This window comes from Rhodococcus sp. NPDC058639, assembly GCF_042717545.1.
In the GTDB taxonomy this organism is placed as follows: Bacteria; Actinomycetota; Actinomycetes; order Mycobacteriales; family Mycobacteriaceae; genus Rhodococcus.
Genome location: NZ_JBHXRF010000002.1, coordinates 502,658 through 527,678, shown reverse-complemented (window position 1 = coordinate 527,678; position 25,021 = coordinate 502,658). Strand labels below are relative to the sequence as shown.

Genomic DNA, 25,021 nt, shown 5'->3' with positions numbered 1-25,021 from the left:
CCGAAATGGCGGACAGGATCGGGCCGTATCTCTCGATACGGTGACGCCGGAGCACTCGATGAGAGGAGATCCCTACATGCGTATCGCCGTCACCACTCCCACCGGACACGTCGGCCGCCATCTCGTTCCCATCCTGGTCCGTGCCGGGGTGCGCCCCCTGGTCCTCGCGCGCCGTCCCGAGAAACTGCCTGCTCGGCTGCGCGCGGAGGTCGATACCGTCGCAGTCGACCAGTTCGATACGGATGCGGTCGTCCAGGCAACTGCCGGCGTCGACACGATCTACTGGGTGGACCCGCCACCTGCCGGCGACGACCCCCTCGCCGAGTACCGCCGCGCAGCCACGAGTATCGCCCGAGCTGTCACGGAGAACGGCATCGGACGGGTGGTCTTCCAGAGCAGCGTCGGCGCCGAGAAGCGCCGCGGCGCAGGCGAGATCGACGGCCTGGCCGCGACCGAACTCGCACTGGACGACACGGATGCCGACGTCACGCACCTGCGGTGCGGGTACTTCTTCAGCAACCTGGAGTACCAACTCGACATGATCGCCTCCGGCAGCGTGCAGGTGATCGTGCCGGTCGACCATCCGATGCCGTGGGTCGCGCCCCGCGACATCGCCGAGGTCGCGGCCACACGACTGCTCTCGAGCGAGTGGAGCGGCCGTCACGTGCAGGCCGTCCACGGGCCGTCCGATCTCACGTGGAAACAGGTCGCGGAGATCGTCTCCGCTGCGACGGGCCTGCCGCTGCGCGCCGAACAGATCGCCGACGACGAGATGCGCCGGGGGTTACACGCCGCCGGCCTCTCCGACGCTCAGGTCGACGCGATGACGGGCATGTCCACGGGCCTCCGCGAGGGATTCGTTCCCGAGCAACCACGCTCGATACGGTCCACGACGCCGACGACGCTGGCGGCATGGACGTACGACGTACTGCGCCCGCAACTGTGAAGCCCTCGGGCGGGACCCGTCGATCCTGGTGCCTCGTCCCGTACAGTGCCAAGAATGACGTCCGAGACCCTCGTCACATATGAGGACGGCGCTGTTCGCGGTGTCCGAACCGGCGACCTACTCGCGTGGCGCGGCATTCCGTATGCGGCACCGCCCGTGGGCGCGCTGCGCCTGCGCGCTCCCCAGCCCGTCGAACCGTGGGCGGGTGAGCGGGACGCCACGCAGTTCGGCAATGCGGCATCTCAGCACCCCCGAGGAGTCGCCACGGCACGCCGCGGCGTCCGGGTGCGGCCCGACGAGGACTGCCTCACGCTCAACGTCCTTGCGCCCGCGGGCCGGGTGCACAGTCCGCGGCCGGTGATGGTGTTCATCCACGGCGGCGCATTCACTCTCGGCACCACTGCCCTCTCCCTGTACGGGGGCGAGTCGCTCGTACGCCGCGGCGATGTGGTGTACGTGTCGGTCAACTACCGGCTCGGCGCGCTCGGATACCTCGATTTCCGCGAGTTCTCCGACGGCACCACACAATTCGACTCCAATCTTGGTCTCCGAGATCAGGTCGCGGCCCTCGAGTGGGTGCAGCGCAATATCGCTGCCTTCGGCGGCGATCCGGGCAACGTGACGATCTTCGGTGAATCGGCCGGGGGCACCTCGGTCACGACACTGCTCGCGACACCCGCGGCGCGCGGACTGTTCTCCGGGGCGATCGCGCAGAGTCCCGCCCCGAACCTGGTGAACACCGCCGACAACTCCGCCCGGTGGAGTCGCGTGTTCCTCGAACTGCTCGGCGCCGACTCGGAATCGGCTGTCGCGGCACTCACCGGCGGCTCTCCCGCGGACCTGGGACGCGCAGGTGCACGTCTGGGCGCCCACACTCTGAGGGACACTCCCGGCCTCCACCCGTTCGGGCCGATTGTCGACGGCGACGTCGTCCCGATCCCCCCGCTCGACGCCTTCGAGACCGGAGCGGCTCATCCGGTCCCCCTCGTCATCGGCACCAACGACCGGGAAGGCGCTCTGTTCCCGAAGTTCCTCGACGGCCTGCCTACGAGTCCCGACCGCATCGACCGCATGTTCGCTGCGACCGATCCGGATGCGAAGAGCCGCGTGACCGCGGCGTACCCCGGATATCCGGACGAGAAGGCCGCCATCGATCTCGGCGGCGACTTCACGTTCTGGTATCCCGCACTCCAGATCGCACAGGCGCACGCACGCTTCGCACCGACGTACATGTACCGGTTCGACTACGCGCCGCGTCTCCTCAAGTGGACCGGGTTCGACGCGACGCACGCGGTGGATCTGCTGGCAGTGTTCGATCAGGCCGACGAGCCGATCGGCCGGATCCTCACCACCGCGGGCGGACGGCGCGGGCTGCGCACCGTCGCGGCATCGGTACAGCGGCAGTGGACACATTTCGCGCGGCACGGCGAACCACTGCCCTCGTGGCCCGAATATGACGAAATAGACCGCGCAACAATGATTTTCGATGTTCCGCAGCGAGTGGAGGATGATCCGCGCCGAGAGCGGCGCATCGCGTGGGAGGGCTACCGCGGCTACACGAGCGACGCGCCCGCTACTTCGCGACCGTGAGGAGAAACGCGACGTCCTCGATGGCGCGGACGCTGTGCCGCGCCGGTGGAATGACGATCAGATCCCCCGCCGACCCTTTCCACAGGTCGTCGCCGGCGACCAACTGGAGTTGCCCCTGAAGGATCTGCAGTGTGGCCTCGCCGGGACTGTCGTGCTCACCGAGTTCGTGCCCCGCCAGCAGCGCCACCATGGTCTGCCGCAGATGCTTGGTGTGCCCGCCGATAACCGTCTGCGAGCTACGGCCACTGCTCGACGTCGCGGCCAGTTTCAGCTGCTGCCGGGCCAGCGCGGTCAGGGAAAGCTTGTCCATGTAGCGCAGTATGGCGCACTCGCCGACACCAGACTCAGCTTCGCGAATACCGGACCCATCGAAACCTGATCCCCTTCGCCGACGACTGCCACTCTCCGGTCTCGGTCGCCGACCATTCGGGCCCGATCTCCGGGGCCGTCGCGTCCCCGTCGATGTCGAGATCCACCTCGGTGACCAGCAGACAGGTTGCGCGCGGCATCGCCTGCGCGTAGATCTGGCCGCCGCCGATGACCACGACATCACCCTCGCCCGCGAGTCGGAACGCCTCGTCGAGATCGGACGCGGCGTGAGCACCTTCGGCCGACCAATCCGGGTCGCGGGTGACGACGACGTTGCGGCGGCCCGGGAGCGGCCGGAACTTCGGCGGCAGCGAATCCCACGTGAGACGCCCCATGACCACCGGCTTGCCCATCGTGGCGTCCTTGAAGAACGCCAGGTCTTCCGGGATGTGCCAGGGAATCGTGTTGTCGCGGCCGATGACGCCGTTGCGTGCCTGTGCCCAGATCAGGCTGATCTCACCCATCAGACGGCCACGGGCGCCTTGATCGCCGGATGGTGCCGGTAGCCGACGATCTTCACGTCGTCGAAGGTGTAGTCGAAGAGCGAGTCCCGGCGCTGTAACTGCAAGGTCGGGTACGGGTACGGCTCGCGCGTGAGCTGCTCGGTGACCTGCTCGATGTGATTGGAGTAGATGTGGCAGTCGCCGCCGGTCCAGATGAACTCGCCGGGCTCGAGCCCGGTCTGCTGCGCCACCATGTGGGTGAGCAGCGCGTAGCTGGCGATGTTGAACGGCACCCCGAGGAAGAGGTCGGCGCTGCGCTGGTACAGCTGGCAGCTGAGCTTGCCGTCGGCGACGTAGAACTGGAAGAACGCGTGGCACGGCATCAGCGCCATCTTGTCCAGGTCGGCGACGTTCCACGCGGAGACGATCATCCGGCGCGAGTCGGGATTGCTGCGCAGCGTCTCGAGCACCTGGGAGATCTGGTCGATGTGCCGCCCGTCGGGAGTCGGCCACGAACGCCACTGGACGCCGTATACGGGACCGAGATCGCCGTCCGGTTGCGCCCACTCGTCCCAGATCGTCACGCCGTGGTCGCGGAGCCACTGGACGTTGGAGTCGCCGCGCAGGAACCACAGCAACTCGTAGACGATGGACTTCAGATGCACCTTCTTGGTGGTGATGAGCGGAAAGCCCTCGGAGAGATCGAAGCGCATCTGGTGACCGAACAGGCTCCGCGTGCCCGTCCCGGTACGGTCGTTCTTCTCGGCACCGGTCTCGAGGACGAGTCGCAAGAGGTCTTCGTAGGGGGTCGGCACAGTCACGAGGGCAGTCTACGGCGTCCTCCCGACACCGGTTCGTCCGCCGAGCCTCGGTGATCGCGCCCGAGTCGTAGCCTGGGAGCCATGCCCGAGCTGCCCGAAGTGGAAGCACTCGCCGTATTCCTGCGTGAGCACGCGGCCGGATCCGTGGTGGGCCGGATCGACGTTGCCGCCTTGAGCGTGCTGCAGACGGCAGACCCGCCGATCACCGCATTGCAGGGGCGGGACATCACGGGCGCTGCCCGGTACGGCAAGTTCCTCGCCATCGAGTGTTCGGACCTGCAGATGGTCACGCACCTCTCCCGCGCCGGGTGGCTGCGGTGGCTCGACGAACCGTCGCAGTCTCCGCCGAAACTGGGGAAGGGACCGCTGGCCCTGCGGGTCCACCTGTTCGCGCCCGATGCGACGACGCCGGCGTTCGATCTCACGGAAGCGGGCACCAAGAAACGGCTCGCGGTCTGGGTCGTCGACGACCCGAAGAAGATCCCCGGTGTCGCACGCCTCGGACCGGACGCCCTCGAGCTCACCGCCGACGAGTTCGCGGCACTGGTCGCCGGGAGTACCGCCCGGCTGAAGACGTTCCTCACCGACCAGTCCGTGCTCGCAGGTATCGGCAATGCCTACTCGGACGAAATCCTCCACGTGGCGCGACTGTCACCGTTCGCCACGGCCGGACGACTCGACGACGCCGCGGTCGCGGCGCTGTACGGCGCGATGCGCTCCGTGCTCGAGGACGCCGTCGCGCGGTCCGTCGGTCAGGACGCAGCCCGGCTCAAGGGCGAGAAGCGCTCCGGCATGCGGGTGCACGCCCGCACCGGTCAGCCGTGCCCGGTGTGCGGAGACACCGTCCGCGAGGTCTCCTACGCGGAGCGTTCGTTCCAGTACTGCCCGACGTGCCAGACCGGCGGGAAGGTGCTCGCCGACCGCCGGCTGTCCAGGTTGCTCAAGTAACCGTAGGCCGACTCCAGCCGCGTGCCACCGAGTCGCGGCACCGCATGATCTCGTCGCCCAGGCCGAACAGGGCTATCTCAACGTCGCCACCGCCCTGGCCGCCCTCGCGGGTGACGGACTGCTTCTCGAAGTCGAGGCCACCGCAGTCGTCGACCGACCTCCCGGGCCGCATCTCCGAGGGCCGCCTCGGAGCATGCGGCTACCGTATCCGTGTGACGCCCGCACCCGAAGACGCCGAACACGTGGACACCGAGGCCCTGTCCGGCTATCTGCACTCCCCTTCGGGCTCCCCGCGCGGCGTCGTCGCCCTCACACACGGAGCCGGAGGCAACTGCACCGCGAAGATCCTCCAGCTCATGTGCGCCCGCTTCGCCGCGCACGGTTTCGTGGCGTTGCGGTACGACCTGCCGTTCCGCCGGCGGCGCCCCAAGGGGCCGCCGCAGCCGTCGCGTGCCGGAGAGGACCGCGAGGGCGTCGCCGCCGTCGCAGCCGCCACCAGGAAATACTCCGACGGTCCGCTGATCCTCGGCGGGGTGTCGTACGGCGGGCGCCAGGTGACCATGCTCGCCGCCGAACAACCGGGGATCGCGGACGGATTGCTGCTCATGTCGTACCCGCTGCACCCGCCGGGAAAGCCCGACAAGCCGCGTACCGAACATCTGCCCGCCCTCACCGCGCCGTCGGTGTTCGTGCACGGAGACCGGGACCCCTTCGGGACGCTCGACGAACTGCAGCACGCCCTCGCGCTCGTCCCGGCTCCGACGACGCTGGTACCCGTGGAGGGCGCCGCCCACGACCTGGGTCGTGCGAAAGCAGACCCGTCCGAGATCGCAGTCCGCGCGGTCCTGGCATTTGCGGACGGTGAGACCCGATGAGCGAGCTCACCGACGGTGTCATCGACACGTTGCTGTCTGAGATGCGTGAGCGCCTGGACGAGACGGTCACCCCCGCGACGCTCCGTGGACTGCTCGAGGCCGTGCTCGTCGTGGGATCCGGCCTCGAACTGGATTCGATGCTGCAGCGCATCGTGTCGGCCGCGACGTCGCTGCTCGGCGCCCGGTACGGAGCTCTCGGTGTGCGTGCCTCGGACGGCGGACTCTCGGAATTCGTCTACGTCGGCATCGAACCCGGGCAACGGGAGGCCATGGGACACCTCCCCGAAGGTCGCGGCCTTCTCGGTCTGCTCGTCAACGACCCCCGGCCGGTGCGTCTCGCCGACCTGTCCGAGCACCCCGGGTCGATCGGCTTCCCTGCCAACCATCCCCCGATGGGCAGTTTCCTCGGGACTCCGATCATGGTGCGCGGCAAGGTGTTCGGCAGCATCTACCTCACCGAGAAAATCGGCGCACCCGAGTTCACCGAGGAAGACGAGATCCTCCTGAAAGTCCTCGCGACCTCTGCCGGCATGGCCGTCGAGAACGCATGGCTGTTCGAGGGTTCCCTCACCCGTGAGCGGTGGCTCACCGCAATGGCATCGATCAACGCCCGCTTGCTCGTCGGCGGCTCGGTCGACGACACCCTCTCGCTGCTCGTCGGCCAGGTTCGGGAACTCGCCGTGTGTTCCGAGGTCTACGTCGTCCTCGCCGATGGCGTACAGGGTTCGGTCCGGGCTGCGGCCCACGCAGAGCCCGCCGTGACCGCGACGCGCGTCGACCTCACCGGGTCACCGATCATGCGGGCCCTCAGAACCCGGAAGCCGGTACACACGCATACGACTCGGCTTCTCCCGTCGAAGGATTCGAGCGGGCCGGGTCACGCGGTGGTACTCCCGCTCTCCGCCACCTCCGCGATCACCGGTGCCCTCGTCGCGACACGGGAAGCGGGTAGCGACCCGTGGGGCGACGAAGACGTCCTCCGTCTCGAATCGATGGCCAACCTCGCGGCTGTCGCCCTCGAGTTCGCGGAGCAGCAACGCAAGCAGCGACTGCTCGATGTGCTCGCCGACCGCGACCGCATCGCACAGGACTTGCACGACAACGTCATTCAGCGATTGTTTGCCACCGGTATGAGCTTGCAGAGCACCATGGCCTCGGGCGTCGGCAACGACCGGATGGCGGAGGTGGTGCAACACGCGGTCGAACAACTCGACCGGACCGTCCGCGAGATCCGCACGACCATCTTCGACCTGCACACCACCGGTGCCGCAGCCTCGACGAGCCTGCGGAGGCGGCTGCTCGATGTGGTCGGGGATCTGAGCGTCCACTCGGCCGTGTCGCCGAACATCCAGTTCCGGGGCCCGATCGACACCCTCGTGCCCGCCCGCATCCATCCACAAGCGGAAGCGGTGTTGCGGGAAGGGTTGAGCAACGCGCTCCGGCACTCGCAGTCCGAGAACATCTCCGTCTCGGTATCGGCACTCGAGGACTTCCGGATCGAGATCGTCGACGACGGAACCGGGCTGCCCGCCACCGTGCGGCGCAGCGGTCTGATCAACCTGGAACGACGCGCCGAGCAGTGCGGCGGGTCGTTCCGCATCGAATCCGACGAGAACAAGGGCACGCGGCTGGTCTGGTGCGCCCCACTCTGACTCCGCCGGGCACCCGTCAAGTGTTGTCGTGCCCGCGTTCCTTGCGGAGTTCGGTGGCGAGCACAGCGGCCTGGGTGCGTCGCTGCATCCCGAGCTTCGACAGCAGGCGCGAGACGTAGTTCTTGACGGTCTTCTCCGCGAGGAACAGCCGCTCGGCGATCTCCCGGTTGGTCAAGCCCTCACCGATCAGCTCGAACACCGCGCGCTCCTGCTCGGACAGTTCAGCGAGCGGGTCTGCGTTGCGCGATGCCCGGATACGCTCCATCAGCGCCGCGGTCGCACGGCTGTCGAGCAGCGAACCGCCCTCTCCCACCGTGCGGATCGCGGAGACCAGGTCGGTGCCGAGGATCTGCTTGAGCACGAATCCGGACGCGCCCGCCATGATGGCGTCGAAGAGCGCTTCGTCGTCGGCGTACGACGTGAGCATCAGCGCCCGGAGTTCGGGCATGCGGTTGCGCAGTTCACGGCACAGCTCCACCCCGTTCCCGTCGGGGAGTCGCACGTCGAGCACGACGACGTCGGCGTCGCTGCCGGGTACCCGGGCGAGCGCCTCCCCCACCGATGCGGCCTCCCCGACCACGGTGAAGTCGGCGACGCTGCTCAGCAGGTCGACCAGGCCGCGTCTGACGATCTCGTGGTCGTCGACGAGAAATACGCGGGGCATGTCACGCACCTTTCGTTGGGCATTCGTCCCCATTGTCCCAGCCGTCACCCTCGTGACCCGGCTCCGGGCCGTTCGACGGCAGGTCCGGGACCTTCGCCCCACGCGCGACAGGTGTCTCGTGAGCGACGCTACCTGTGCGGGCGTGTGTGCCTACACCGCGTCCGGAAACGGTGACCGTGAGCGAGGAGGCGACCGTGTCTGTCGATTTCGAAACCTGGAACGCCGGGGGCACGGACATCATCGCACGGGCCGTGGTCGCGGCCCCGAGCGTTCACGACACCCAGCCGTGGAACCTGTACCTCCCCGGACAGTCGGCCGAACTCGAGGAACGCACCGAATTCGCCGAGCCCGGCCGCGATCCGCTCCGCCCCGACCGGACGATCTCATGCGGCACAGCCGTCGCGAACCTGGAACTGGCCGTGCGCGTGCTGGGGTACCGGACCCGGACCGCCCTGTTCCCCGATCCCGAGCGCTCTGCGCTGGTCGCACGGGTCGATGCGGTCGAGGCGGCCGCACCGTCGAATTGGGACCTCCGGCTCTACGCCGCAATATCCCACCGGCGCAGTCACCGCGAATCCTTCGCCGGCATCCCGGTGCCTGCCGAGACCATCGCCGACGTGATCTCCGCGGCTGCCGAAGTGCCCGGAATCCACGTCATGCTGCTCGCCTCCGACGAGGCAAGCGCCCTGGCCGACACGCTCACCTGTGCGGCCGAAGCAAAGCGCCGTCACCAGCACTACCAGCGGGAGATGTTCTCGTGGACGTCGCACTGGCAACCCGACGGAAACGCCGAGGTGGTCACGACGTGGAACACCGGTCTCGATGAGCGAGGTGCCGCGGGCGCAGCACTGGTCACCACAGGCGTCCCGGACCCGTCCGCGCTCTCGGAATCCATCGCGCGAGACACCGTCCTGCTGTTCGTGCCCGCCTCCTCCGAACCCGAAGATCTGGTGCGTGTGGGAATGGCGGCCCAGCGAGCGTGGCTCGCGGCGGTCGACGCGCGACTGTCGGCGTCGGTGCTCACGCATCCGCTGCGCATCGGGGACTCGGCGTCCCGGCTCGCCGAACTACTCGACCTGCCGGCGCCACCCCAGCTCATCATGCGGATCGGCTTTTAACATGTGCGACAGGCAATTACAGTGCTATCCGATAGAGCGTGATCCATCCCGGCACCACGACGCAGACAGGAGGAGGCAGTGAGCGCACCGACAGGCGACCCGGTTCAGGCCCCCACGACGGAACTTTTCCACGCAGCGCTGGACATGGCACAGGCAGCGAAAGCGGGAAACGTCTCCGGCTGGCTCGCGTCCCGGTACAGCTGTGGCAGGTTCGACGACGTCGCGTTCCTCATGTCTCAGATGCTCGGCGTCCTCATCGAGAACGGCGCCATCGCCCGCGGCGTCCATCCCGCCGACGCCTGGAACGAACTACGCGAGCAGGGCGTCGACGAATTCGGCTGACACCCTGCTCGCGTAATCGCTGTTCTGCGCCGCGCGCTCAGTCCTCGACGTCGGACCGGACGACCATGATCGGGCAGTCCGCGGTCTGAATCAATGCGTTGCTCGTGGAACCGAGCAACAGCCCCTTGAAGCCGCCCCGGCCACGAGTTCCCACCACGAGCAACTGTGCCTGTTCGGCGTACTCGCTGAGCACACGCACCGGCCGGTCGCGTGCGACCACGCGTTCCACCACGACGTCCGGATAGCGTTCCCGATATCCCGCGAGCCGTTCCGCCAGGACGATTTCCTCACCGGTCTGGATGCGACTCCAGTGCGGGTCCTCGGGTACCGCCCCGAGCGACGGCTGCACACTCACGTCGCTCCACACGTTGACCGCCACGAGGGTCGCGCCACGTGAGGCAGCTTCGGCGAACGCCGCCTCGACTGCGGCCCGGCACGACTCCGATCCGTCGACGCCCACCACGACGGGGCCCTCGGCCGGCGGAGCGCCGTCGAGGGTGCGACCGCGGACCACGACCACCGGGGCCACGGCATGGGACGCCACCGCGGTGGACACCGAACCTGCGAGCAGCCCCTTGACCTCCCCGAGTCCGCGGGAGCCCACCACGAGGCGATCGGCCTTCGCCGACACCGCGACCAGGGTGGACGCCACCTTGCCCTCGAGTTGCTCGGTGGTGACCTCTACCCGTCCGGAGTCGTCGACGATCTGCCGGGCCATCATGGCGGCGCTGTCGAGCCGATCGCGCGCCGTCGCCTTCATCTCCTCGTGGAAGCTCTGCGCGAGGTACGGCTCCGAGTAGTAGAACGCGGGGATGTGGACGACGGTGACGATGTGCAACGGCAGCGCTCGCGCCGCCGCGGATCGTGCCGCCCAGATCACCGCGTTGGTGGATGCCTCGGATCCGTCGACGGCGACGACGATCGGGTTGGGTTCGCTCATCGGTGGCGGGAACCTTTCTCGGGTTGTGTCAGCCGCAGATCTGCCGCAGCTGTTCGATCAATCGCACGCGACCCGCGGTGTCGGGCGCGAACGGTGTGACGTTGAGGGTCGTGACGCCCGACTCGGCGAATGCGGCCACCCGTTCGCGCACGAAGCCCTCCGACCCGATCAGCGACACAGCGCGGATCAGTTCGACGGGTACAGCGGCCGCAGCTTCTTCCTTCTTGCCGGACAGGTACAGGTCCTGGATGTTTTCGGCTTCCTTCTCGTACCCGTAGCGAACCGCGAGGTCGTTGTAGAAGTTCTTGCCCTTGGCGCCCATGCCGCCGACGTAGAGCGCGACCATCGGCCGGACCCAGTCGAGCATGTGCTCCACATCGTCGCCGATGGCGAGTGGAACCTGGGCGTAGATCTGAAGATCTCCGAGGGCCGGGTCGCGCTTGGCCTTGCCCTTGGCGATGGAGTCTCCCCACACTCCCGCGGCTTTCTCGGGGAAGTAGAAGAGCGGCTGCCAACCCTCTGCGATCTCCGCGGTCATCTCGACGTTCTTGGGTCCGAGCGACGCGATGATGATCGGGATCCGTTCGCGCACAGGCTCATTGATGAGCTTGAGCGGCTTACCGAGGCCGGTGCCCTGATCCGCGGGCAGCGGAATCTGGTAGTACTTGCCCTGGTGCTCGACCTTCTCGCGGCGCCACACCTGGCGGCAGATGTCGACGATCTCGCGGGTGCGGCCGAGCGGCGCGTTGTAGGGGACGCCGTGGAACCCCTCCATCACCTGCGGACCCGACGCGCCGATCCCGAGGACGAAACGGCCGTCGGAGACGTAGTCGAGGCCCGCCGCCGTCATCGCCGTGAGCGTGGGGGTACGGGTGAACAACTGCAGGATGCCGGACGCGAGTTCCACACGGCTGGTCTTGGCCGCCAGGTAACCGATCTGGCTCACCGCATCGAACGAATAGGCCTCGGGTACGAACACGATGTCGAGCCCGGCCTGTTCGAGGTCCGCGACCTCGGCGGCGGTCTCGGCGAATCCGCCGCTGTAGTTCAGTCCCATTCCGATGCGCATGCGCCACCCTCACTCCTGCCGCGCACCCGCGCGGACGTGGTCGTCGATAGTGCAACGCACACTACCGCCGTCACGATGCTCCGGGTCGCACGACCATCACGGGGCAGGCCGCCTCCCGCAGGAGTGTGTTGCTCGTCGAGCCCATCAGGAGCCCGGCGAATCCTCCACGACCACGGCTACCGACCACCACGAGCTGGGCCTTCTCGCTCCACGCCGTCAGGTGGACCCGCGGACCGTCGACATAGATCTTGCGGTGCACCGTGACGTCCGGGAATCGGTCGCCGAACCCGGCGAGACATTCGGACACGAGGGCGTGCTCGCTCTCCTCGAACGCCACCGGATCGAACCAGTGCGGCGACGCTGCGACCTCGCCCGGCCGCATGTCGCTCCAGGCGTGCACCGCGACCAGATCGACCCGGCGCCACGACGCCTCCGCGAAAGCCGCTTCGACGGCCACTTCGCTCAGTGCGCTGCCGTCGAGCCCGACCACGACCGGCCGGTCGTCCGGAATGGGAGGTGCCGCGCCGCGTGCGACAACGACCGGACATGCCGCGTGACCGACGACCGCGACGGGCGTCGATCCCAGGAGCAACTCACCGAGCCGGGTACTGCCGGTCGCACCGAGCACGACCATCGCGGACCGGTGCGACAGCTCTACCAGCCATTTCGCGCTTCCTGTCAGCGCGATCTCGGTCGTGACCCGGACGTCGGGCGCGATCACACGAGCGATCTCCTCGGCGTCGGACAACAGAGCGGTGGCATCCTCCTCGGCCCATTCGAACACCTGGGAGGGCCGGAAGAACGGAAGCTCCGCCGAGGGCGTCGGCGTGAGCAACGACGCCGGGGCGAAATCGACTGCGTGGACAAGATGGAGAGTGAGGCCGCGCCCCGCCGCAGTCGCCGCCGCCCAGCGAACAGCGCGTTCGGAAGGAGGGGAACCGTCGACACCCACCGTCACGCGACGGCGGTCGTGGGGTTCTGCGCTCGGAGTCGTCACAAATCGAGGGTAGCCCTTGTCGCATGCCTCCGTCGGGGACTTTGGTCCCACCGATTCGAGAAATTAGTCAGGACAACGGATTCCAGCGGCGATCCACATCACAATTTAATTGTCATTCTGGATACTTATTTATATCGTCCTGGGCATGCAACTCACCCGGTTCACCGATCTCGGACTGCGAGTTGTCACGCATCTGGCCGCCGCCCCGGCGGCAGACCTGCCGAACACCGCTTCGGTCGCCGAACAACTCGGACTGTCGTACGCACACACCGTCAAGGTCGTTGCGCGGCTCGGGGAGCTCGGCGTCGTCATCACCCGGCGCGGGCGCGGAGGTGGCCTCGCCATCACCGAACTCGGCCGAACCGCCACGATCGGGTGGCTCACGCGCCAGCTCGAGGGTGAAGGCGAGGTCGTGGACTGCGACGGAACGAAACCATGTCCCCTCCGCGGCAATTGCACTCTTCGCGTTGCCCTGCGCACAGCGCAGGAAGCGTTCTACTCCGCGCTCGACACACTCACCGTCGCCGATCTGGCGACCCGCGGGAACACTGCCGAGCTGCCTTTTCCCGTGCCCCCGCGAATCGCGCCGGCCACCCACCATGAGGAGAACCCATGCCGCTCTCGCCCGGATCCAAAGACCTGATCGCAGCGACGCTGCCCGCAGTCGGTGCGGCCATCGGCGACATCACGCCGTTGTTCTACCGCAAGATGTTCGACGCTCACCCCGAACTCGAACGGGACCTGTTCAACCGCGGCAACCAGAAGCAGGGTGAGCAGCAGAAGGCGCTCGCCGGCTCCATCGCAGCGTTCGCAACCCTTCAGCTCGATCCGGACCCGGCGCGCGTCGAGTCGATCCTCTCCCGCATCGCGCACAAGCACGCATCGCTGGGAATCAAGCCCGACGAGTACTGGATCGTCCACAAGCACCTGTTCGAGGCCATCGTGGAAGTTCTCGGAGAGGCCGTCACTCCCGAGGTCGCGGCGGCGTGGGACGAACTGTACTGGCTGATGGCGAACACCCTGATCGCCCTCGAAGCCGACCTCTATGCCGCCGCAGGCGTCGAGACGGGCGATGTGTGGCGGACCGTGCGCGTCGTCGACAGGACGCACCAGTCCGCCGACACCGTGTCCTTCACACTGGCGTCGAAGGACGGCTCCGTTCTCCCCACTTTCCGCCCGGGACAATATCTTTCGGTCGGCGTTCGACTTCCCGACGGCGCGCGTCAGATTCGCCAGTACAGCTTGTCCAACGCTCCGTCGAAGGGCGACTGGCGCATCACTGTCAAGCGCGTCCTCCCGGTCACCGGCGCCGACGGGACAACCCACCCCGCAGGTGAGGTGTCGAATTTCCTGTTCGACAACGTCTTCGAGGGCGACGACCTGGATGTCACGACCCCCTTCGGTGACCTGGTGCTCCCCGAGGACGACAAGCCGATCTTCCTTGCTTCGGCGGGGATCGGATGCACACCCATGATCGGCATGCTCGACCACCTCGCGGAATCCGGTGACGCACGGCGCATCTCGATTCTCCACGCGGACCGATCTCCCGCCAACCACGCGCACCGCCGCGAACTCGAGACCCTCGTCGAGCGGATCCCGTCGGCCGACGTGTACCGGTGGTACGAGGACCTCGGCGCGCGGAAGCCGCTGGAGACGATCAGGATCGGACGGGCCGACATCTCGGATCTCCCGCTCGATCCGACCACGCGGGCATTCTTGTGTGGCCCGTTGCCGTTCATGCTGTCGCTTCGTGAGGCGCTCATCGCTCGGAACGTGCCGGCCGAGAACATTCGCTACGAGGTGTTCGGGCCGGACAGTTGGAGCCCTGTGTCCTGACGACACCTGCGGCACAGCGTCGCTCACCCACCGGCATCGCGTGCCGAGCGCCCACCGGACGACGGATTCTCCTTCCGGGCAACGAACGCCCGAAGGCTTGCGCCGGTGCTGAAATGTGCTGCGCGCCGGTGCACGCGATGCCGGCGTCCGCGCCGCCGAGACGGGAGGTGGCGCTGCGGTTCGGCGTAGAACAGGCGTTTGGCGTACTCGATCAGCACCAGATAGCCGACGATCAGCACGACGAGCATCAGGAAGAACCCGAGCGGCAGTCTCGTGAAGCCGAGGTCGTCGGCCGGCGGGGAGAAGGTCACGCCGATGCCCAGGGCGAGGACCACGCCCACGGTCGCGATCAGGGCGCGGCTCGGCCGGCTACGGATGAACGGGGTGCGTCGAGTGCGGATGGCGAACACGATCAGAACCTGAGTGGCGAGCGATTCGACGAACCATCCGGTACGGAACAACTCGGGTCCGGCATGGAACACGCCCAGCATGAGCCCGAACGTCACGAAGTCGAACAGTGAGCTGAGCGGGCCGAAGAAGAGCATGAACCTGCGGATGAACGCAATGTCCCAGTGTGAGGGGGCGCGCAGTTCCTCCGGGTCGACCCTGTCGCCCGGGAGGGCGAGCTGACTCGAGTCGTAGAGCAGGTTGTTGAGCAGGATCTGGCTCGGCAACATCGGCAGGAAGGTGAGCACAGCCGACGCGGCAGCGGCGCTGAACATGTTGCCGAAGTTGCTCGAGGTGCTCATCAAGACGTACTTGATGGTGTTGGCGAAAGTCCGTCGGCCCTCGGCGACGCCGTCGGCCAGCACGCCGAGGTCCTTCTCGAGAAGCACCACGTCCGCGGCATCCTTGGCCACATCCGTGCCGGAATCTACGGAGATCCCCACATCTGCGGCGTGGAGCGCCAGAGCGTCGTTGACACCGTCCCCCAGGAACCCGACAGCGCGACCCTGACCGCGCAGTACGCGCACCAGCCGGGCTTTCTGCTCGGGCGACACCCGGGCGAAGACCGTTGCGCGCCGGGCAACTTCGGCGAACTGGGCGTCATCCAACCGTCCGAGTTCAGCGCCCGTCACGCTGCCCCCGGAGTCGAGGCCCAACTCGGTGCACACCCGCTCCGCCACCTGAGAATTGTCGCCGGTGGCAACCTTGACCGTGATGCCGAGTTCCGCAAGCCGGTCCAACGAGTGTCGTGCCGACTCCTTCGGCTCGTCCGAGAAGACGAGGAATCCCGTCAGGTGGAGATCGCACTCGTCCTCGGCCGTGATCCGGGTCCGAGCCGGATCCAGAGTCTTCGTGGCCACCGCGACGACACGACTGCCCCTCGCGAACAGTTCCGTCAAGGTTTCGCGTGCGGTGGCGCTCGCCTCCACACACCGCGCGAGCACTGATTCGGGTGCGCCTTTGACGACCATAAGCCTCGTGTCGTCGTGGGGTGTGCTTGTCAGCGCGGATGCCATGCGGCGACTGTGATCGAACGGTACGCCGTCGACACGTCGGTACTCCTCGGCCCGCCGCCCGGTCTCCCCCGCGGATTCCCACAATGCCGTGTCCATCGCGTTGGTGGCGATCCGGGCGCCGGACTCGCTTCTTTCCGTCTCGGTGGCGAGCAGGCCGTGCAGCAGCGTGTGTTCGGCGCTGTTGCCGTCGAGCGGCACCGCCTCGACGAATGCAATCCGTCCGGTGGTGAGCGTGCCGGTCTTGTCCGTGATCAGGATGTCGACGTCACCGAGGTCTTCGATGCACACGAGTCGTTTGACCAGAACCTTGCGGGCCGCGAGACGGCGTGACCCGGACGCCAGCGCGGTACTGACCACCGCGGGAAGCAACTGCGGTGTGATCCCCACGGCGATCGCGAGCGCGAACAGCAGCGACTCGATCAGGGGACGATCCAGAAGCAGATTGATCACCACGATCATCGACGTCAGAACCACCGCGACCTGCAGCAGCAGCACCGAGAAGCTTCGCAGTCCGCGCTGGAAGTCCGTTTCCGGCTCCCTGTCTCCGAGTCCGCGCGCGATCCGGCCGAATTCGGCGTTCGCTCCTGTGGAGACCACGACACCCATTCCGGTCCCCGTATGGACGACCGTGCCCATGAAGGCGCAGTCCGTCAGGTCCGCCGTGGCCGTCCCTTCCGGAACGACCTCGGTTGTCTTGACCGCGGGTTCGGATTCACCGGTGAGCACGCTCTCCTCACACTCGAGTTCGAGAACCTCGAACAGGCGCAGATCCGCCGGGACGACGTCCCCGAGAACCAGTCGCACGACGTCGCCGGGTACGAGTTCGGCGACATCGAGCCGGGTGGGCGCCCCGTCCCGCAGAACGACGGTGGTGTGCCGCACCTGCGAATGCAGTGCTGCGGTCGCACGCTCGGCTCGATATTCGTTGACGAAACCGAGGCCGACACTGGCGACGAGGATGATGCCGATGACGACGGCATCGGTCCGGTTCCCGAGAAAGAACGACGCGACCGCGGTGACCGCGAGCAGAAGCAGGAGCGCGCTCCGCAACTGCCGCGCGAGGACCGTCCACGCCCGCACCCGATAGCTCCGCAGGGCGTTCGGTCCGACACTCTCGAGCCGTTCCGCAGCGGCTGCCGCGCTCAATCCGGCTGCCGAAGACCCGAGTCGGGCCAGCACCTCGGCCACAGGCAGCGCGCCGGCCGTGTCGATGGCCAGGGAGGGCGAACCGCCCGTTTCCCGTGCCGTCTGCCCGCGTTCGCCGGTCATGTTGCCCTACGGGCAGATCCTGAGTGCTGTGGTCATATCCGATGAGGTTGCCACGATCTCCTTGGTCTCGAAGCGGAATGTTCGTTCTCTCCGTGCCCCGGACGGTCGGGGATGATGGGGCGGTCATCGTCGTGGTTGCGCTGATCGTGCTGGTGCTCGTCGCCGCAATCGTGCGACCGAACGGGCCGGAGGTGGCCGTAGCCGGACCCGGGGTGATCTGCTGACGGTCATCGGGGCGCTGAGGCCGGCACAGGCGCTGGACCAGGCGCGGGCACTGGTGCTTCATGCCGTGGACGGGCTCGCCGGGAGAGTGCCCGACTCCACGTTCCCCCGGCTAGGCTCGCGCCATGGACACGGGCGTCGACCGAGCACCGAGCCTGCCCCGAGGCACGAGTCTGCTCGCGCTGGTGAGCATCTTGCTCGCCGGCCTTGCCGCCGCGGTACTCCCGCCATCCCCCACGCCGGTCGACTCCGCCGCACCGGCCGACGTCTTCAGCGCCGGACGCGCCGCCGCCCACATCGACGCGGCCGCCTCGACACCCCGCGTGCCGGGCACGCCGGAACACACCGCCGCCCGCGACTACCTCGTCTCCACCCTCGAGGAACTCGGCTGGCGCACATCGGTTCAGTCCGGTGTCGGATGGACGACGGGCGGCGATCCCCCCGTACAGCGCGGCACCCGGGTAGAAAACGTCATCGCGATGATTCCCGGTTCCGATCCCACGGGAACCGTCGTGCTAGCCGCCCATTACGACACGGTGCTCGGTTCCCCCGGTGCGGGCGACGACGGTATCGGTCTGGGTGCCGCACTCGAAACCGCGCGAGCGCTCGGTGCCGGACCCCGGCCGCGCAACGACATCATGGTGCTGCTCACCGACGGTGAGGAGAACGGCCTGCTCGGGTCGCAGGTGTTCAGCCGGTCGCGTTCGCCCGCACTCGGCCCCACCGTCGTCCTCAACCACGAAGCTCGCGGCAATGCCGGTACGGCCACGACATTCCGGATGACGTCCCCGAACAGCCTGCTGATCGATGCACTCACCCGGTCGCCGTGGGCCGACGCGGATTCGCTCACCCAGTTGCTGTTCGAGGCGCTCCCCAACGACACCGATTTCCGGAACTTCACCGAAGCGGGCTTCTCCGGGTTCGACACGGCGATCGCGGCAGGTGCCGCGTACTATCACAGCCCGCTCGACACCCCGGACCGGCTGAGCCGGGAATCGCTCCAGCAGATGGGCGATACTTCCCTGTCCACCGCCCGGATCCTGGCGGGCACCGACTTGATGACACTGGACGACGGCGGAGACGAGGTCGTCTCGCTGGTGCCGTGGGGTCTGCTGCATTATCCGCGGCGGGTGGAAATCGCCGGTGCCGTCCTCCTCCTCGTGGCGGTGGCCGTGCTGGCGGTTGTCCGTGTCCGGCGCAGAGACGCTACGCCTCTCCAGATCCTGGCAACCGGCGCCCTCGCGGCCGTCGCGGGTGCGGTCGCGGCTGCCCTCGCCTGGCTCCCGTGGTGGCTCGCGCAACAGGTGTCGCCGGGGATGGCAGCACCGGTCGCCGAGGAGCCCTACCGCCCGGGGCCGTTCCAGATCGCGGCGGTCGTTGCCGCACTGGGCCTCCTGTTGGTCGTCGCCGCGGCGCTCCGCCGGCGCGTGCCCGGCCCCGCGCTCACCTGCGGTGCCTTTCTCGCCGTCGCACTGCTCGCGCTGCTGGGCACTCCCTTTCCAGGGGCCGCATCGACGCTCGTGCTGCCCGTCCTCCCCGCGGTGGTAGCCGTTCTCGTCACGCTGCTGCTACCCGCCGACGCCGTCAACCTGCGACTCGCCGTACTCACACTCGGCGCACTGCCCGGGGCGGTGCTCGGGGTGCGCGCGATACTTGTGTCGTTCGACGCGGGATTGGTCGCGGGCGCACCGGGCGCCGGCCTGTTCGTCGCCCTCACGTTCACCGCGACGCTCCCGCTCTGGGAGCCGATCCTGCGCGCGACGAGCATCCGCTGGTCCGCACTCGCCGCGCTGGTCCTCGTCGCGGTGTGCACGGTCGCGGCCGGCGTCGTCAATCGTGACGGGGCGACGGACCCACGTCAGGAATACCTCTGGTACGCACTCGACACCGACAACGGCACCGCGACGTGGGCGTCTCCGGACCCACCGCGTTCCGCATGGAGCGAAACCCTTCTGTCCGCATCGGCGGCCCCACTCCCGGAACTGTTTCCGTGGCGGGCGGACGAGTCGCTGTCCCATGGTGCGGCACCCGTGGCCGACCTTGTTCCACCCGACGTGGAGGTCCTCGAGGACACGAGTGCCGGTGGTGCCCGGGAATTGCGGCTCCGTTTGTCTTCGCCCAGAGGCGCTCCCGCGGTGGGGTTGTGGGTCGACAACGCGACAGCCACCGTCCACGGTGCGACGGTCGACGGGCAGCGAGCCGAGCCGTCCTCGGACTTCGGATTCATGTTCTGGGCGCCGGGACCGAACGGCATCGAGGTGACACTGACGCTGAGTGTGCTCAGCGATCGGCTCGGTGTCCGGGTGAGCGATCTTTCGGGCGACCTGTCGGTGGTGCCCGGATACGAGCCGCCCACGGATCGGGTGATCGTGCAGCCCAGCGTGGTGGTCACGCGTGCACTGGAGATCTGAGCGCGGTGAAACTGGGCGCGGGGGACTGCCTACCGGATCAATCCCACTGATGAACTGGGTTGCCCTCGAGCATGTTCGCCACGTACTCGCCCATCATCCCCCTGAGCGCGGTCCGCCGGTCTTCGCCCGACGCTTCCCGCTTGGCGACGTGCTCGCGCTGCCACGCCGCACCGGTCCTCCGGTTGCCGCAGCGCCCCTCGATGATGCCGAGGTACCGATCGCGGGCTTTCGCCGAGAGGCCGAACGCCTCGAGCCCCTTGTCGGCCAAGGGCAGCAGACACCGCAGCACGAGTTCGTCGGCACCCACCCAGCCGATCTTCGGCCAGTACAGTCTGGCGTCGAGACCGAACTTCGCGCCGAGGACCAGATTCTTCTCGGCCGCATCGAAACTCATCTGACGCCACAGCGGTTCTTCGGCGTCGACCAGCGCGCGAAGGGCGCCGTAGTAGAACGCCGCGTTCGCCATCGTGTCGAGCACCGTCGGCCCGGCGGGCAGCACACGGTTTTCGACGCGCAGGTGCGCTTGCCCGTCGCTGATGTCGTACACCGGGCGGTTCCAGCGGTAGATGGTGCCGTTGTGCATCTGCAGTTCCCGCAGTTCCGGGATGAGTCCGGCATCGAGGTCGGCCATCGGATCCGATTCGCTCACCTCGGGGAGAAGCGCCGTGAAATAGCGGGAGTTCTCCTCGAACAGGTCGAGAGGCGAGTCGATCCAGCGCTCACCGAACCACACCCGGGGGCGAACACCCTGGTTCTTCAATTCGTACGGACGGGTGTCGGTGGCCTGCGCGAACAGCGGGATCCGGCTCTCGTGCCACAACGACTTGCCGGCGAAAAAAGGCGAGTTGGCTCCGATCGCAACCTGGACGCCGGCGAGACACTGAGCGGCGTTCCAGTGGGGCGCGAAGTCTTCGGGCGCCACCCGCAGATGCAACTGCAACGACGTGCATGCGGCTTCGGGGACCACCGAATTCATGTCTTCCCGAAGGGATTCCACCTCGTCGGTTCCGGGGAGGGGTACCCCGTCCAGGTCCAGTTCGAGGTCTTCACCGCGGGCTGCGAAGATCTGCTCGTTGAGCGCCTCGTAGCGCGGGTTGGCGGTGATGCGGTCCCGTCCGAGATGGTCGAGTTCGAGGGTGGGGAGCATCCCGATCATCACGAGTTGGGCATTGTGCCGGTGCATCCGGTCGGCGGCGCGCCGCAACGACGAACGGAGCGATTCTTCGAGTTCGAGGGTCGCGTCTCCGGTCAGAGGACCGGGTTCGACATTCATCTCGACGTTGAACTGCCCGAGTTCGGTCTGGAAGACGGCGTGGTCGTCGATCGCCTGCAGCACCTCGAGGTTCGACATCGCAGGTGCCATGTCGTCCTGAACGAGGTTGAACTCGATCTCCATGCCGAGTTTCGGTTCCGGCGAGGAGTGCACGTCCACGAACATGTCCTCGCGCAGCATCCGCTCGAGTGCGCCGATGCAGTCGCGCACCTTACGGCGAAATGCCCGCCGGTCAGCGCCGGTGAACGAACGTGCCGAAATCTCGGTGCCCATGGAACCCCCGGTCGCGCCGACTTCTGTCTCGAAACAAGCCTAACGCTCGGCCGGACACCCGCAGGTGATCAGACCGCGCGGGAGTGGCCCCAATCGGCGACGACACCGCGGTTGCTGAGCCACGCGTTGGGATCGGTCTTCGTGCCGTCCTGGTCCCAGACCTCGAAGTGGAGGTGCGGGCCGGTGGACCAGCCGAGGTTGCCCACGGTTGCGATCTGCTGCCCTGCGGAGACACGCTCGCCGGCTGCGACCTGGTAGGTGTCGACGTGACCGTAGACCGCCGTGGTGCCGTCGTCGTTGAGCACGCGGACCCACTGTCCGTATCCGGATGCCGCACCCGCGTCGAGCACGGTGCCGTCGGAGGCGGACATGATCGGGGTGCCGATCGGGGCGGCGATATCGATGCCGCCGTGGTGCGCGCCCCAGCGAGCACCGAAGTCGGAAGTGAGCGTGCCGGAAACAGGCTGCACCGTGCTCGGCTTGACCGGGTTGAGGGCGTTGAGCCAGTCGCTGCCACCGGCGAACTGGTCGACGAGCTGCGTGATCTCGACGGGAAGCTGCGGGGCTTCCTGCGCGGCCTGCGTGGTGACACCGGGGATTGCCGGAACCTCGACACCCGCGGGCAGCAGGCCCTCGGGCAGAGCGAGCGGGAGCGTTCCGGTCGTGGGCGCTTCGGTGTGGGCCGGCGCTTCGTGACCGGGATGCGCGGCGGCGGTACCGGCGGTGAACTGCGCGCCGACGGCGAAGAAGGCACCGGTGGCTGCGGCGACGGTCGCAGCCTTCACCGGCGCGGACGTTCCGGTGGGCTCGACGCGGTGACGGCCCTTATTGGACGGGGAAAAGGAAAAATCGATATCGAAAACATTTTCTTCACGTGCGAGCTGGTGCCGTCCCACAGTCATTTCCCGTTCGTCGTCCCGATTTCGAGCTGGGCCTCCGGTGGCCCGTCGTTCCTGGCGCCCCAAGGTAACAAAACGATATAGGGATGCGCCAGCGTGACCATCCCTTAATCTCAGGGGGCGGGACAACCGCCGATTCGACCCCCCGGGCCGGAAGCCCCCAGCCGTTCGCTTCGCCCTCGGCACCTGCCGCCCGCTACACTCACAGCGCGCCATGATCCGGTCCGCCGCCTCACGCGCGCGCCCTCGTAGCTCAGGGGATAGAGCACCGCTCTCCTAAAGCGGGTGTCGCAGGTTCGAATCCTGCCGGGGGCACAGAAAACGATCCGCCGCCGGGCCCGCACTCTCCTTCACGCAGAGTTCCGACCGGCGACGGATCGCTTCGTACGGTGTCCGCCTACTTGAGCGTGCTGCCTGCGTCGACGGTCAACGTCAGGCCCGTGACATACCGGGATTCGTCCGACGCCAGGAACAGCACTGCGTTGCTGATGTCTTCGGGTTCCACCCAGCCGATCGGCAGCACGTGCATGAACTGTGCCGCCACCTTCAGGTCGTCCGGTCCCGGATTCTCGAGGTCGGGACGGAACATCTTCATCGCGCCCTCGTTCATGAACATCGGGGTGTTCACGTTGGTGGGGTGCACTGTATTGACGCGGATGAAGTGTTCACCCAGCTCGACTGCGAACGAGCGCATCAAACCGACGACACCGTGCTTGGCCGCGATGTACGGGCCCGTATTCGGATAGGCCTTGAGCCCGCCCACCGAACTCGTCAGGATGATCGATCCGCCTTGCCCGCCCTCGATGATGTGGGGCACGGCGGCCTTCACCGTCTTCCAGACCCCGGACAGGTTGATGTCCTGCATTTCCTGCCAGTCGAACTCGTCGGTCTGGTGAAGCGGGGTTCCGCCCGTTCCGATCCCGGCGTTGGCGACGATGATGTCGAGCCGTCCCAATTGTGCGACGCCGTCGTCGACTGCGGCCTTCACCGCGTCGAAATCGCGGACGTCGGCCTGCACCGTCACGATCCGCCGGTTCAGGCCCTTGACCGCCTCGACGGTCTCGGCCATGTCCTCCGGAGTGGCCGGTTCGATCAGTGCGTTGTCCCTGATCGGGCCGCAGATGTCCAGGGCGATGATGTCCGCGCCCTCTTGTGCCAATCGCACCGCGTGACTACGTCCCTGACCGCGCGCGGCACCGGTGACGAACGCGACCTTGCCTTCAACTCTTCCCGCCATGAACTACCTCTCTCATTGCGCCCCGGGCGATGACCCGACGCGGTAACCATGGGACTGCTTCAGTCGGATTGTGTTCGGGTATCAGGGATTTCTCGTGTACTCAATGTTCAGCTCGACGAGACCGCGGAGCAGGAAGGTGGGCTCGTAGAGGAACTTCCGGTCGTCTTCCGGGCCGTGTGCGCGGTCGTTGATGCGGATGTCGCTCATCCGGTCGAGCAACTTGTTGAGCGTGACGTGTCCTTCGATGCGGGCGAGGGGCGCGCCTGCGCACGTGTGCAGACCCCGGCCGAACGCGATGTGATCGTGCGCGTTCTTGCGGTCGAGCCGGAATTCGTTCGGGTTCTGGAACTTTCGCGGGTCGCGGTTGGCCGCCGCAAGGCTCAGCATGACCACGGTCCCCGCGGGGACCTCGACGTCGCCGATGGTGGTGTTCTTCTTCACCAGGCGGAAGTCGACCTTGGTCGGACTGTCGAAGCGCAGCGACTCTTCCATGAAGGGTTTTACGAGGCTGCGGTCCTCACGCAAGATCTTCTGGTATTCCGGTCGTTCGCAGAGCACGCGCAGCGCAGAACTGAGTAGCTTCGTCACCGTTTCCTGGCCCGCCGCGAACAGGAAGGTCGCCGGCCGGACGACCTCGAGGAGTTCCGGCGTGGTCCCGTCCGGATACGTTGCCGCTGCCAGACCACTGAGAATGTCCCCGCGGGGTTCACGTCGCCGCTCGGCGAGATAACCGGAGAAGCGGTCGTCGAGGTACTCGAGCGGATTGACCGCGACCGTTCTGTGGTCGAGTGCCCCCACCGGGATACCGGATCGTTCGGCGGCACCGAGCGCGAAACGGAACTCTTCGCGATCCTCCTCCGGAACCCCCAGAAGGTCGGTGATCGCTAGAGTGGCAAATGGTTTGGCGTACTGCCCGAGGAACTCGCAGTGCTCGTCGTCGAAGAATTCGTCGAGCACCTGGTCCGCGAGGGACCACAGGTACTCCTCATTCTCCTTCAGCCGCTTCGGCGTGAGAAGCCGGCCCAGCAGCGAGCGTGCACGCGTGTGGTCGGGAGGATCCATCACGACCATGTGCTCGGAGATCGGAAACAGATGACGGTGCGCCGCGATCTGGTCGGTGATGTCGTCGCCCTCGGGTTCGAACGGCAACGGTGGAAACGGCCCGCCGATCGCGTTGACCGCGGAGAGTGCCTCGGAGTTCTTGAAACCCTCGACGACCTCCTGATAGCCGGTGACCACCACGACGCCGTAGTTCGGTTCGCGGAACACGGGATTCCGGCTTCGGAGGTGGTCGAAATAGTCGAAGGGGTTTTGCGCCAGGTCGCCGTCGGAGAAGTAGTCGGCTGAGGCGAGATCGGTCATCG

Annotated in this window: 23 protein-coding genes and 1 tRNA gene; 12 read left to right on the top strand and 12 right to left on the bottom strand. The window is 67.3% G+C overall.

Going from position 1 to position 25,021, the window contains the following annotated elements; translation table 11 throughout:
* Positions 1 to 76 precede the first annotated feature (76 nt).
* A complete protein-coding gene (locus tag ACFWU2_RS05470) occupies positions 77 to 946 on the top strand; it encodes an NAD(P)H-binding protein (protein ID WP_378602081.1) in 870 nt (289 codons plus the stop codon).
* Between the two features lie 54 nt (positions 947 to 1,000).
* Complete coding sequence (locus ACFWU2_RS05465) at positions 1,001 to 2,536, top strand: carboxylesterase/lipase family protein (protein ID WP_378602078.1); 1,536 nt, start codon at positions 1,001 to 1,003, stop codon at positions 2,534 to 2,536.
* Here the strand turns inward: ACFWU2_RS05465 and ACFWU2_RS05460 are convergent.
* The 3 genes from ACFWU2_RS05460 to ACFWU2_RS05450 are packed head-to-tail and all read right to left on the bottom strand — an operon-like array spanning position 2,520 to position 4,169.
* Positions 2,520 to 2,846 carry a LuxR family transcriptional regulator gene (locus tag ACFWU2_RS05460; protein ID WP_378602075.1) on the bottom strand — a complete coding sequence of 109 codons (327 nt, stop codon included), beginning with the start codon at positions 2,844 to 2,846 and terminating at the stop codon, positions 2,520 to 2,522. The two genes, ACFWU2_RS05465 and ACFWU2_RS05460, sit on opposite strands and share 17 nt — an antisense overlap.
* A gap of 34 nt (positions 2,847 to 2,880) precedes the next feature.
* Positions 2,881 to 3,369 (bottom strand): dihydrofolate reductase, encoded by a 489-nt coding sequence (locus ACFWU2_RS05455; RefSeq protein ID WP_378602072.1) that lies wholly within the window; start codon positions 3,367 to 3,369, stop codon positions 2,881 to 2,883.
* The gene (locus ACFWU2_RS05450; RefSeq protein ID WP_378602069.1) at positions 3,369 to 4,169 is read right to left on the bottom strand and encodes a thymidylate synthase; all 801 of its coding nucleotides are present in this window, start codon (positions 4,167 to 4,169) and stop codon (positions 3,369 to 3,371) included. The genes ACFWU2_RS05455 and ACFWU2_RS05450 overlap by 1 nt, the downstream gene beginning before the upstream one ends.
* Before the next feature lie 81 nt (positions 4,170 to 4,250).
* Here ACFWU2_RS05450 and ACFWU2_RS05445 point away from each other — a divergent pair, with 81 nt between their 5' ends.
* The 3 genes from ACFWU2_RS05445 (at position 4,251) to ACFWU2_RS05435 (ending at position 7,644) form a co-directional block, all read left to right on the top strand.
* The gene (locus ACFWU2_RS05445; RefSeq protein ID WP_378602066.1) at positions 4,251 to 5,117 is read left to right on the top strand and encodes an Fpg/Nei family DNA glycosylase; all 867 of its coding nucleotides are present in this window, start codon (positions 4,251 to 4,253) and stop codon (positions 5,115 to 5,117) included.
* A 212-nt stretch (positions 5,118 to 5,329) separates the two neighbouring features.
* Positions 5,330 to 5,992: an alpha/beta family hydrolase gene (locus ACFWU2_RS05440; RefSeq protein WP_378602063.1), complete on the top strand. Its 663-nt coding sequence runs from the start codon at positions 5,330 to 5,332 to the stop codon at positions 5,990 to 5,992.
* Positions 5,989 to 7,644 (top strand): GAF domain-containing sensor histidine kinase, encoded by a 1,656-nt coding sequence (locus ACFWU2_RS05435; RefSeq protein WP_378602060.1) that lies wholly within the window; start codon positions 5,989 to 5,991, stop codon positions 7,642 to 7,644. The genes ACFWU2_RS05440 and ACFWU2_RS05435 overlap by 4 nt, the downstream gene beginning before the upstream one ends.
* 16 nt (positions 7,645 to 7,660) lie before the next feature.
* Here ACFWU2_RS05435 and ACFWU2_RS05430 read toward each other — a convergent pair whose 3' ends face one another.
* The gene (locus tag ACFWU2_RS05430; RefSeq protein ID WP_378602057.1) at positions 7,661 to 8,308 is read right to left on the bottom strand and encodes a response regulator; all 648 of its coding nucleotides are present in this window, start codon (positions 8,306 to 8,308) and stop codon (positions 7,661 to 7,663) included.
* Positions 8,309 to 8,502: 194 nt separating this feature from the next.
* Between ACFWU2_RS05430 and ACFWU2_RS05425 the strand changes: the two genes are divergently transcribed.
* Both ACFWU2_RS05425 and ACFWU2_RS05420 read left to right on the top strand, forming a co-directional pair.
* On the top strand, positions 8,503 to 9,426 hold the full coding sequence (locus ACFWU2_RS05425) for a nitroreductase family protein (protein ID WP_378602055.1): 924 nt from the start codon (positions 8,503 to 8,505) through the stop codon (positions 9,424 to 9,426).
* A gap of 78 nt (positions 9,427 to 9,504) precedes the next feature.
* A complete protein-coding gene (locus ACFWU2_RS05420; RefSeq protein WP_072701578.1) occupies positions 9,505 to 9,768 on the top strand; it encodes a hypothetical protein in 264 nt (87 codons plus the stop codon).
* A gap of 37 nt (positions 9,769 to 9,805) precedes the next feature.
* On the opposite strand, the gene ACFWU2_RS05415 is transcribed toward ACFWU2_RS05420, so the two are convergent.
* From ACFWU2_RS05415 to ACFWU2_RS05405, 3 genes are all read right to left on the bottom strand, one after another.
* Entirely contained in the window at positions 9,806 to 10,708 is a 903-nt protein-coding gene (locus tag ACFWU2_RS05415) for a universal stress protein (protein ID WP_378602051.1), read from the bottom strand.
* 28 nt (positions 10,709 to 10,736) lie between these two features.
* Entirely contained in the window at positions 10,737 to 11,777 is a 1,041-nt protein-coding gene (locus ACFWU2_RS05410) for an LLM class F420-dependent oxidoreductase (RefSeq protein ID WP_378602048.1), read from the bottom strand.
* Positions 11,778 to 11,847: 70 nt separating this feature from the next.
* Positions 11,848 to 12,774: a universal stress protein gene (locus tag ACFWU2_RS05405; protein ID WP_378602045.1), complete on the bottom strand. Its 927-nt coding sequence runs from the start codon at positions 12,772 to 12,774 to the stop codon at positions 11,848 to 11,850.
* Between the two features lie 145 nt (positions 12,775 to 12,919).
* On the opposite strand from ACFWU2_RS05405, the gene ACFWU2_RS05400 reads away from it, so the two are divergent.
* Complete coding sequence (locus ACFWU2_RS05400; protein WP_378602042.1) at positions 12,920 to 13,417, top strand: RrF2 family transcriptional regulator; 498 nt, start codon at positions 12,920 to 12,922, stop codon at positions 13,415 to 13,417.
* Positions 13,387 to 14,610 (top strand): globin domain-containing protein, encoded by a 1,224-nt coding sequence (locus tag ACFWU2_RS05395; RefSeq protein ID WP_378602039.1) that lies wholly within the window; start codon positions 13,387 to 13,389, stop codon positions 14,608 to 14,610. Before ACFWU2_RS05400 ends, ACFWU2_RS05395 begins: the two co-directional genes overlap by 31 nt.
* A gap of 23 nt (positions 14,611 to 14,633) precedes the next feature.
* Here ACFWU2_RS05395 and mgtA read toward each other — a convergent pair whose 3' ends face one another.
* Positions 14,634 to 17,342: a magnesium-translocating P-type ATPase gene (mgtA, locus tag ACFWU2_RS05390; protein WP_378602036.1), complete on the bottom strand. Its 2,709-nt coding sequence runs from the start codon at positions 17,340 to 17,342 to the stop codon at positions 14,634 to 14,636.
* Positions 17,343 to 17,419: 77 nt separating this feature from the next.
* On the opposite strand from mgtA, the gene ACFWU2_RS05385 reads away from it, so the two are divergent.
* Entirely contained in the window at positions 17,420 to 17,566 is a 147-nt protein-coding gene (locus ACFWU2_RS05385; protein WP_378602033.1) for a hypothetical protein, read from the top strand.
* Positions 17,567 to 17,689: 123 nt separating this feature from the next.
* Complete coding sequence (locus ACFWU2_RS05380; RefSeq protein WP_378602030.1) at positions 17,690 to 19,975, top strand: M28 family peptidase; 2,286 nt, start codon at positions 17,690 to 17,692, stop codon at positions 19,973 to 19,975.
* A gap of 37 nt (positions 19,976 to 20,012) precedes the next feature.
* On the opposite strand, the gene ACFWU2_RS05375 is transcribed toward ACFWU2_RS05380, so the two are convergent.
* Positions 20,013 to 21,521 carry a glutamate--cysteine ligase gene (locus ACFWU2_RS05375; protein ID WP_378602027.1) on the bottom strand — a complete coding sequence of 503 codons (1,509 nt, stop codon included), beginning with the start codon at positions 21,519 to 21,521 and terminating at the stop codon, positions 20,013 to 20,015.
* A gap of 68 nt (positions 21,522 to 21,589) precedes the next feature.
* Positions 21,590 to 22,417, bottom strand: a complete 828-nt coding sequence (locus ACFWU2_RS05370) for a M23 family metallopeptidase (protein WP_378602363.1) — start codon at positions 22,415 to 22,417, stop codon at positions 21,590 to 21,592.
* A gap of 245 nt (positions 22,418 to 22,662) precedes the next feature.
* On the opposite strand from ACFWU2_RS05370, the gene ACFWU2_RS05365 reads away from it, so the two are divergent.
* A tRNA-Arg gene (locus ACFWU2_RS05365) sits at positions 22,663 to 22,735 on the top strand.
* A gap of 82 nt (positions 22,736 to 22,817) precedes the next feature.
* On the opposite strand, the gene ACFWU2_RS05360 is transcribed toward ACFWU2_RS05365, so the two are convergent.
* Both ACFWU2_RS05360 and ACFWU2_RS05355 read right to left on the bottom strand, forming a co-directional pair.
* Positions 22,818 to 23,657 (bottom strand): mycofactocin-coupled SDR family oxidoreductase, encoded by an 840-nt coding sequence (locus ACFWU2_RS05360; RefSeq protein ID WP_169621116.1) that lies wholly within the window; start codon positions 23,655 to 23,657, stop codon positions 22,818 to 22,820.
* Positions 23,658 to 23,738: 81 nt separating this feature from the next.
* Positions 23,739 to 25,019 carry a cytochrome P450 gene (locus ACFWU2_RS05355; protein ID WP_378602024.1) on the bottom strand — a complete coding sequence of 427 codons (1,281 nt, stop codon included), beginning with the start codon at positions 25,017 to 25,019 and terminating at the stop codon, positions 23,739 to 23,741.
* Between the last annotated feature and the right edge of the window lie 2 nt (positions 25,020 to 25,021).

What these genes read in the sequence shown, in the direction of transcription:
- ACFWU2_RS05395 (WP_378602039.1), top strand. Translation starts at nt 13,387, where the DNA reads ATGCCGCTCTCGCCCGGATCCAAAGACCTGATCGCAGCGACGCTGCCC.
- ACFWU2_RS05465 (WP_378602078.1), top strand. Translation starts at nt 1,001, where the DNA reads ATGACGTCCGAGACCCTCGTCACATATGAGGACGGCGCTGTTCGCGGT.
- ACFWU2_RS05400 (WP_378602042.1), top strand. Translation starts at nt 12,920, where the DNA reads ATGCAACTCACCCGGTTCACCGATCTCGGACTGCGAGTTGTCACGCAT.
- mgtA (WP_378602036.1), bottom strand. Translation starts at nt 17,342, where the DNA reads ATGACCGGCGAACGCGGGCAGACGGCACGGGAAACGGGCGGTTCGCCC.
- ACFWU2_RS05455 (WP_378602072.1), bottom strand. Translation starts at nt 3,369, where the DNA reads ATGGGTGAGATCAGCCTGATCTGGGCACAGGCACGCAACGGCGTCATC.
- ACFWU2_RS05415 (WP_378602051.1), bottom strand. Translation starts at nt 10,708, where the DNA reads ATGAGCGAACCCAACCCGATCGTCGTCGCCGTCGACGGATCCGAGGCA.
- ACFWU2_RS05410 (WP_378602048.1), bottom strand. Translation starts at nt 11,777, where the DNA reads ATGCGCATCGGAATGGGACTGAACTACAGCGGCGGATTCGCCGAGACC.
- ACFWU2_RS05360 (WP_169621116.1), bottom strand. Translation starts at nt 23,657, where the DNA reads ATGGCGGGAAGAGTTGAAGGCAAGGTCGCGTTCGTCACCGGTGCCGCG.
- ACFWU2_RS05435 (WP_378602060.1), top strand. Translation starts at nt 5,989, where the DNA reads ATGAGCGAGCTCACCGACGGTGTCATCGACACGTTGCTGTCTGAGATG.
- ACFWU2_RS05355 (WP_378602024.1), bottom strand. Translation starts at nt 25,019, where the DNA reads ATGACCGATCTCGCCTCAGCCGACTACTTCTCCGACGGCGACCTGGCG.
- ACFWU2_RS05470 (WP_378602081.1), top strand. Translation starts at nt 77, where the DNA reads ATGCGTATCGCCGTCACCACTCCCACCGGACACGTCGGCCGCCATCTC.
- ACFWU2_RS05460 (WP_378602075.1), bottom strand. Translation starts at nt 2,846, where the DNA reads ATGGACAAGCTTTCCCTGACCGCGCTGGCCCGGCAGCAGCTGAAACTG.
- ACFWU2_RS05445 (WP_378602066.1), top strand. Translation starts at nt 4,251, where the DNA reads ATGCCCGAGCTGCCCGAAGTGGAAGCACTCGCCGTATTCCTGCGTGAG.
- ACFWU2_RS05430 (WP_378602057.1), bottom strand. Translation starts at nt 8,308, where the DNA reads ATGCCCCGCGTATTTCTCGTCGACGACCACGAGATCGTCAGACGCGGC.
- ACFWU2_RS05385 (WP_378602033.1), top strand. Translation starts at nt 17,420, where the DNA reads ATGTTCGTTCTCTCCGTGCCCCGGACGGTCGGGGATGATGGGGCGGTC.
- ACFWU2_RS05380 (WP_378602030.1), top strand. Translation starts at nt 17,690, where the DNA reads ATGGACACGGGCGTCGACCGAGCACCGAGCCTGCCCCGAGGCACGAGT.
- ACFWU2_RS05375 (WP_378602027.1), bottom strand. Translation starts at nt 21,521, where the DNA reads ATGGGCACCGAGATTTCGGCACGTTCGTTCACCGGCGCTGACCGGCGG.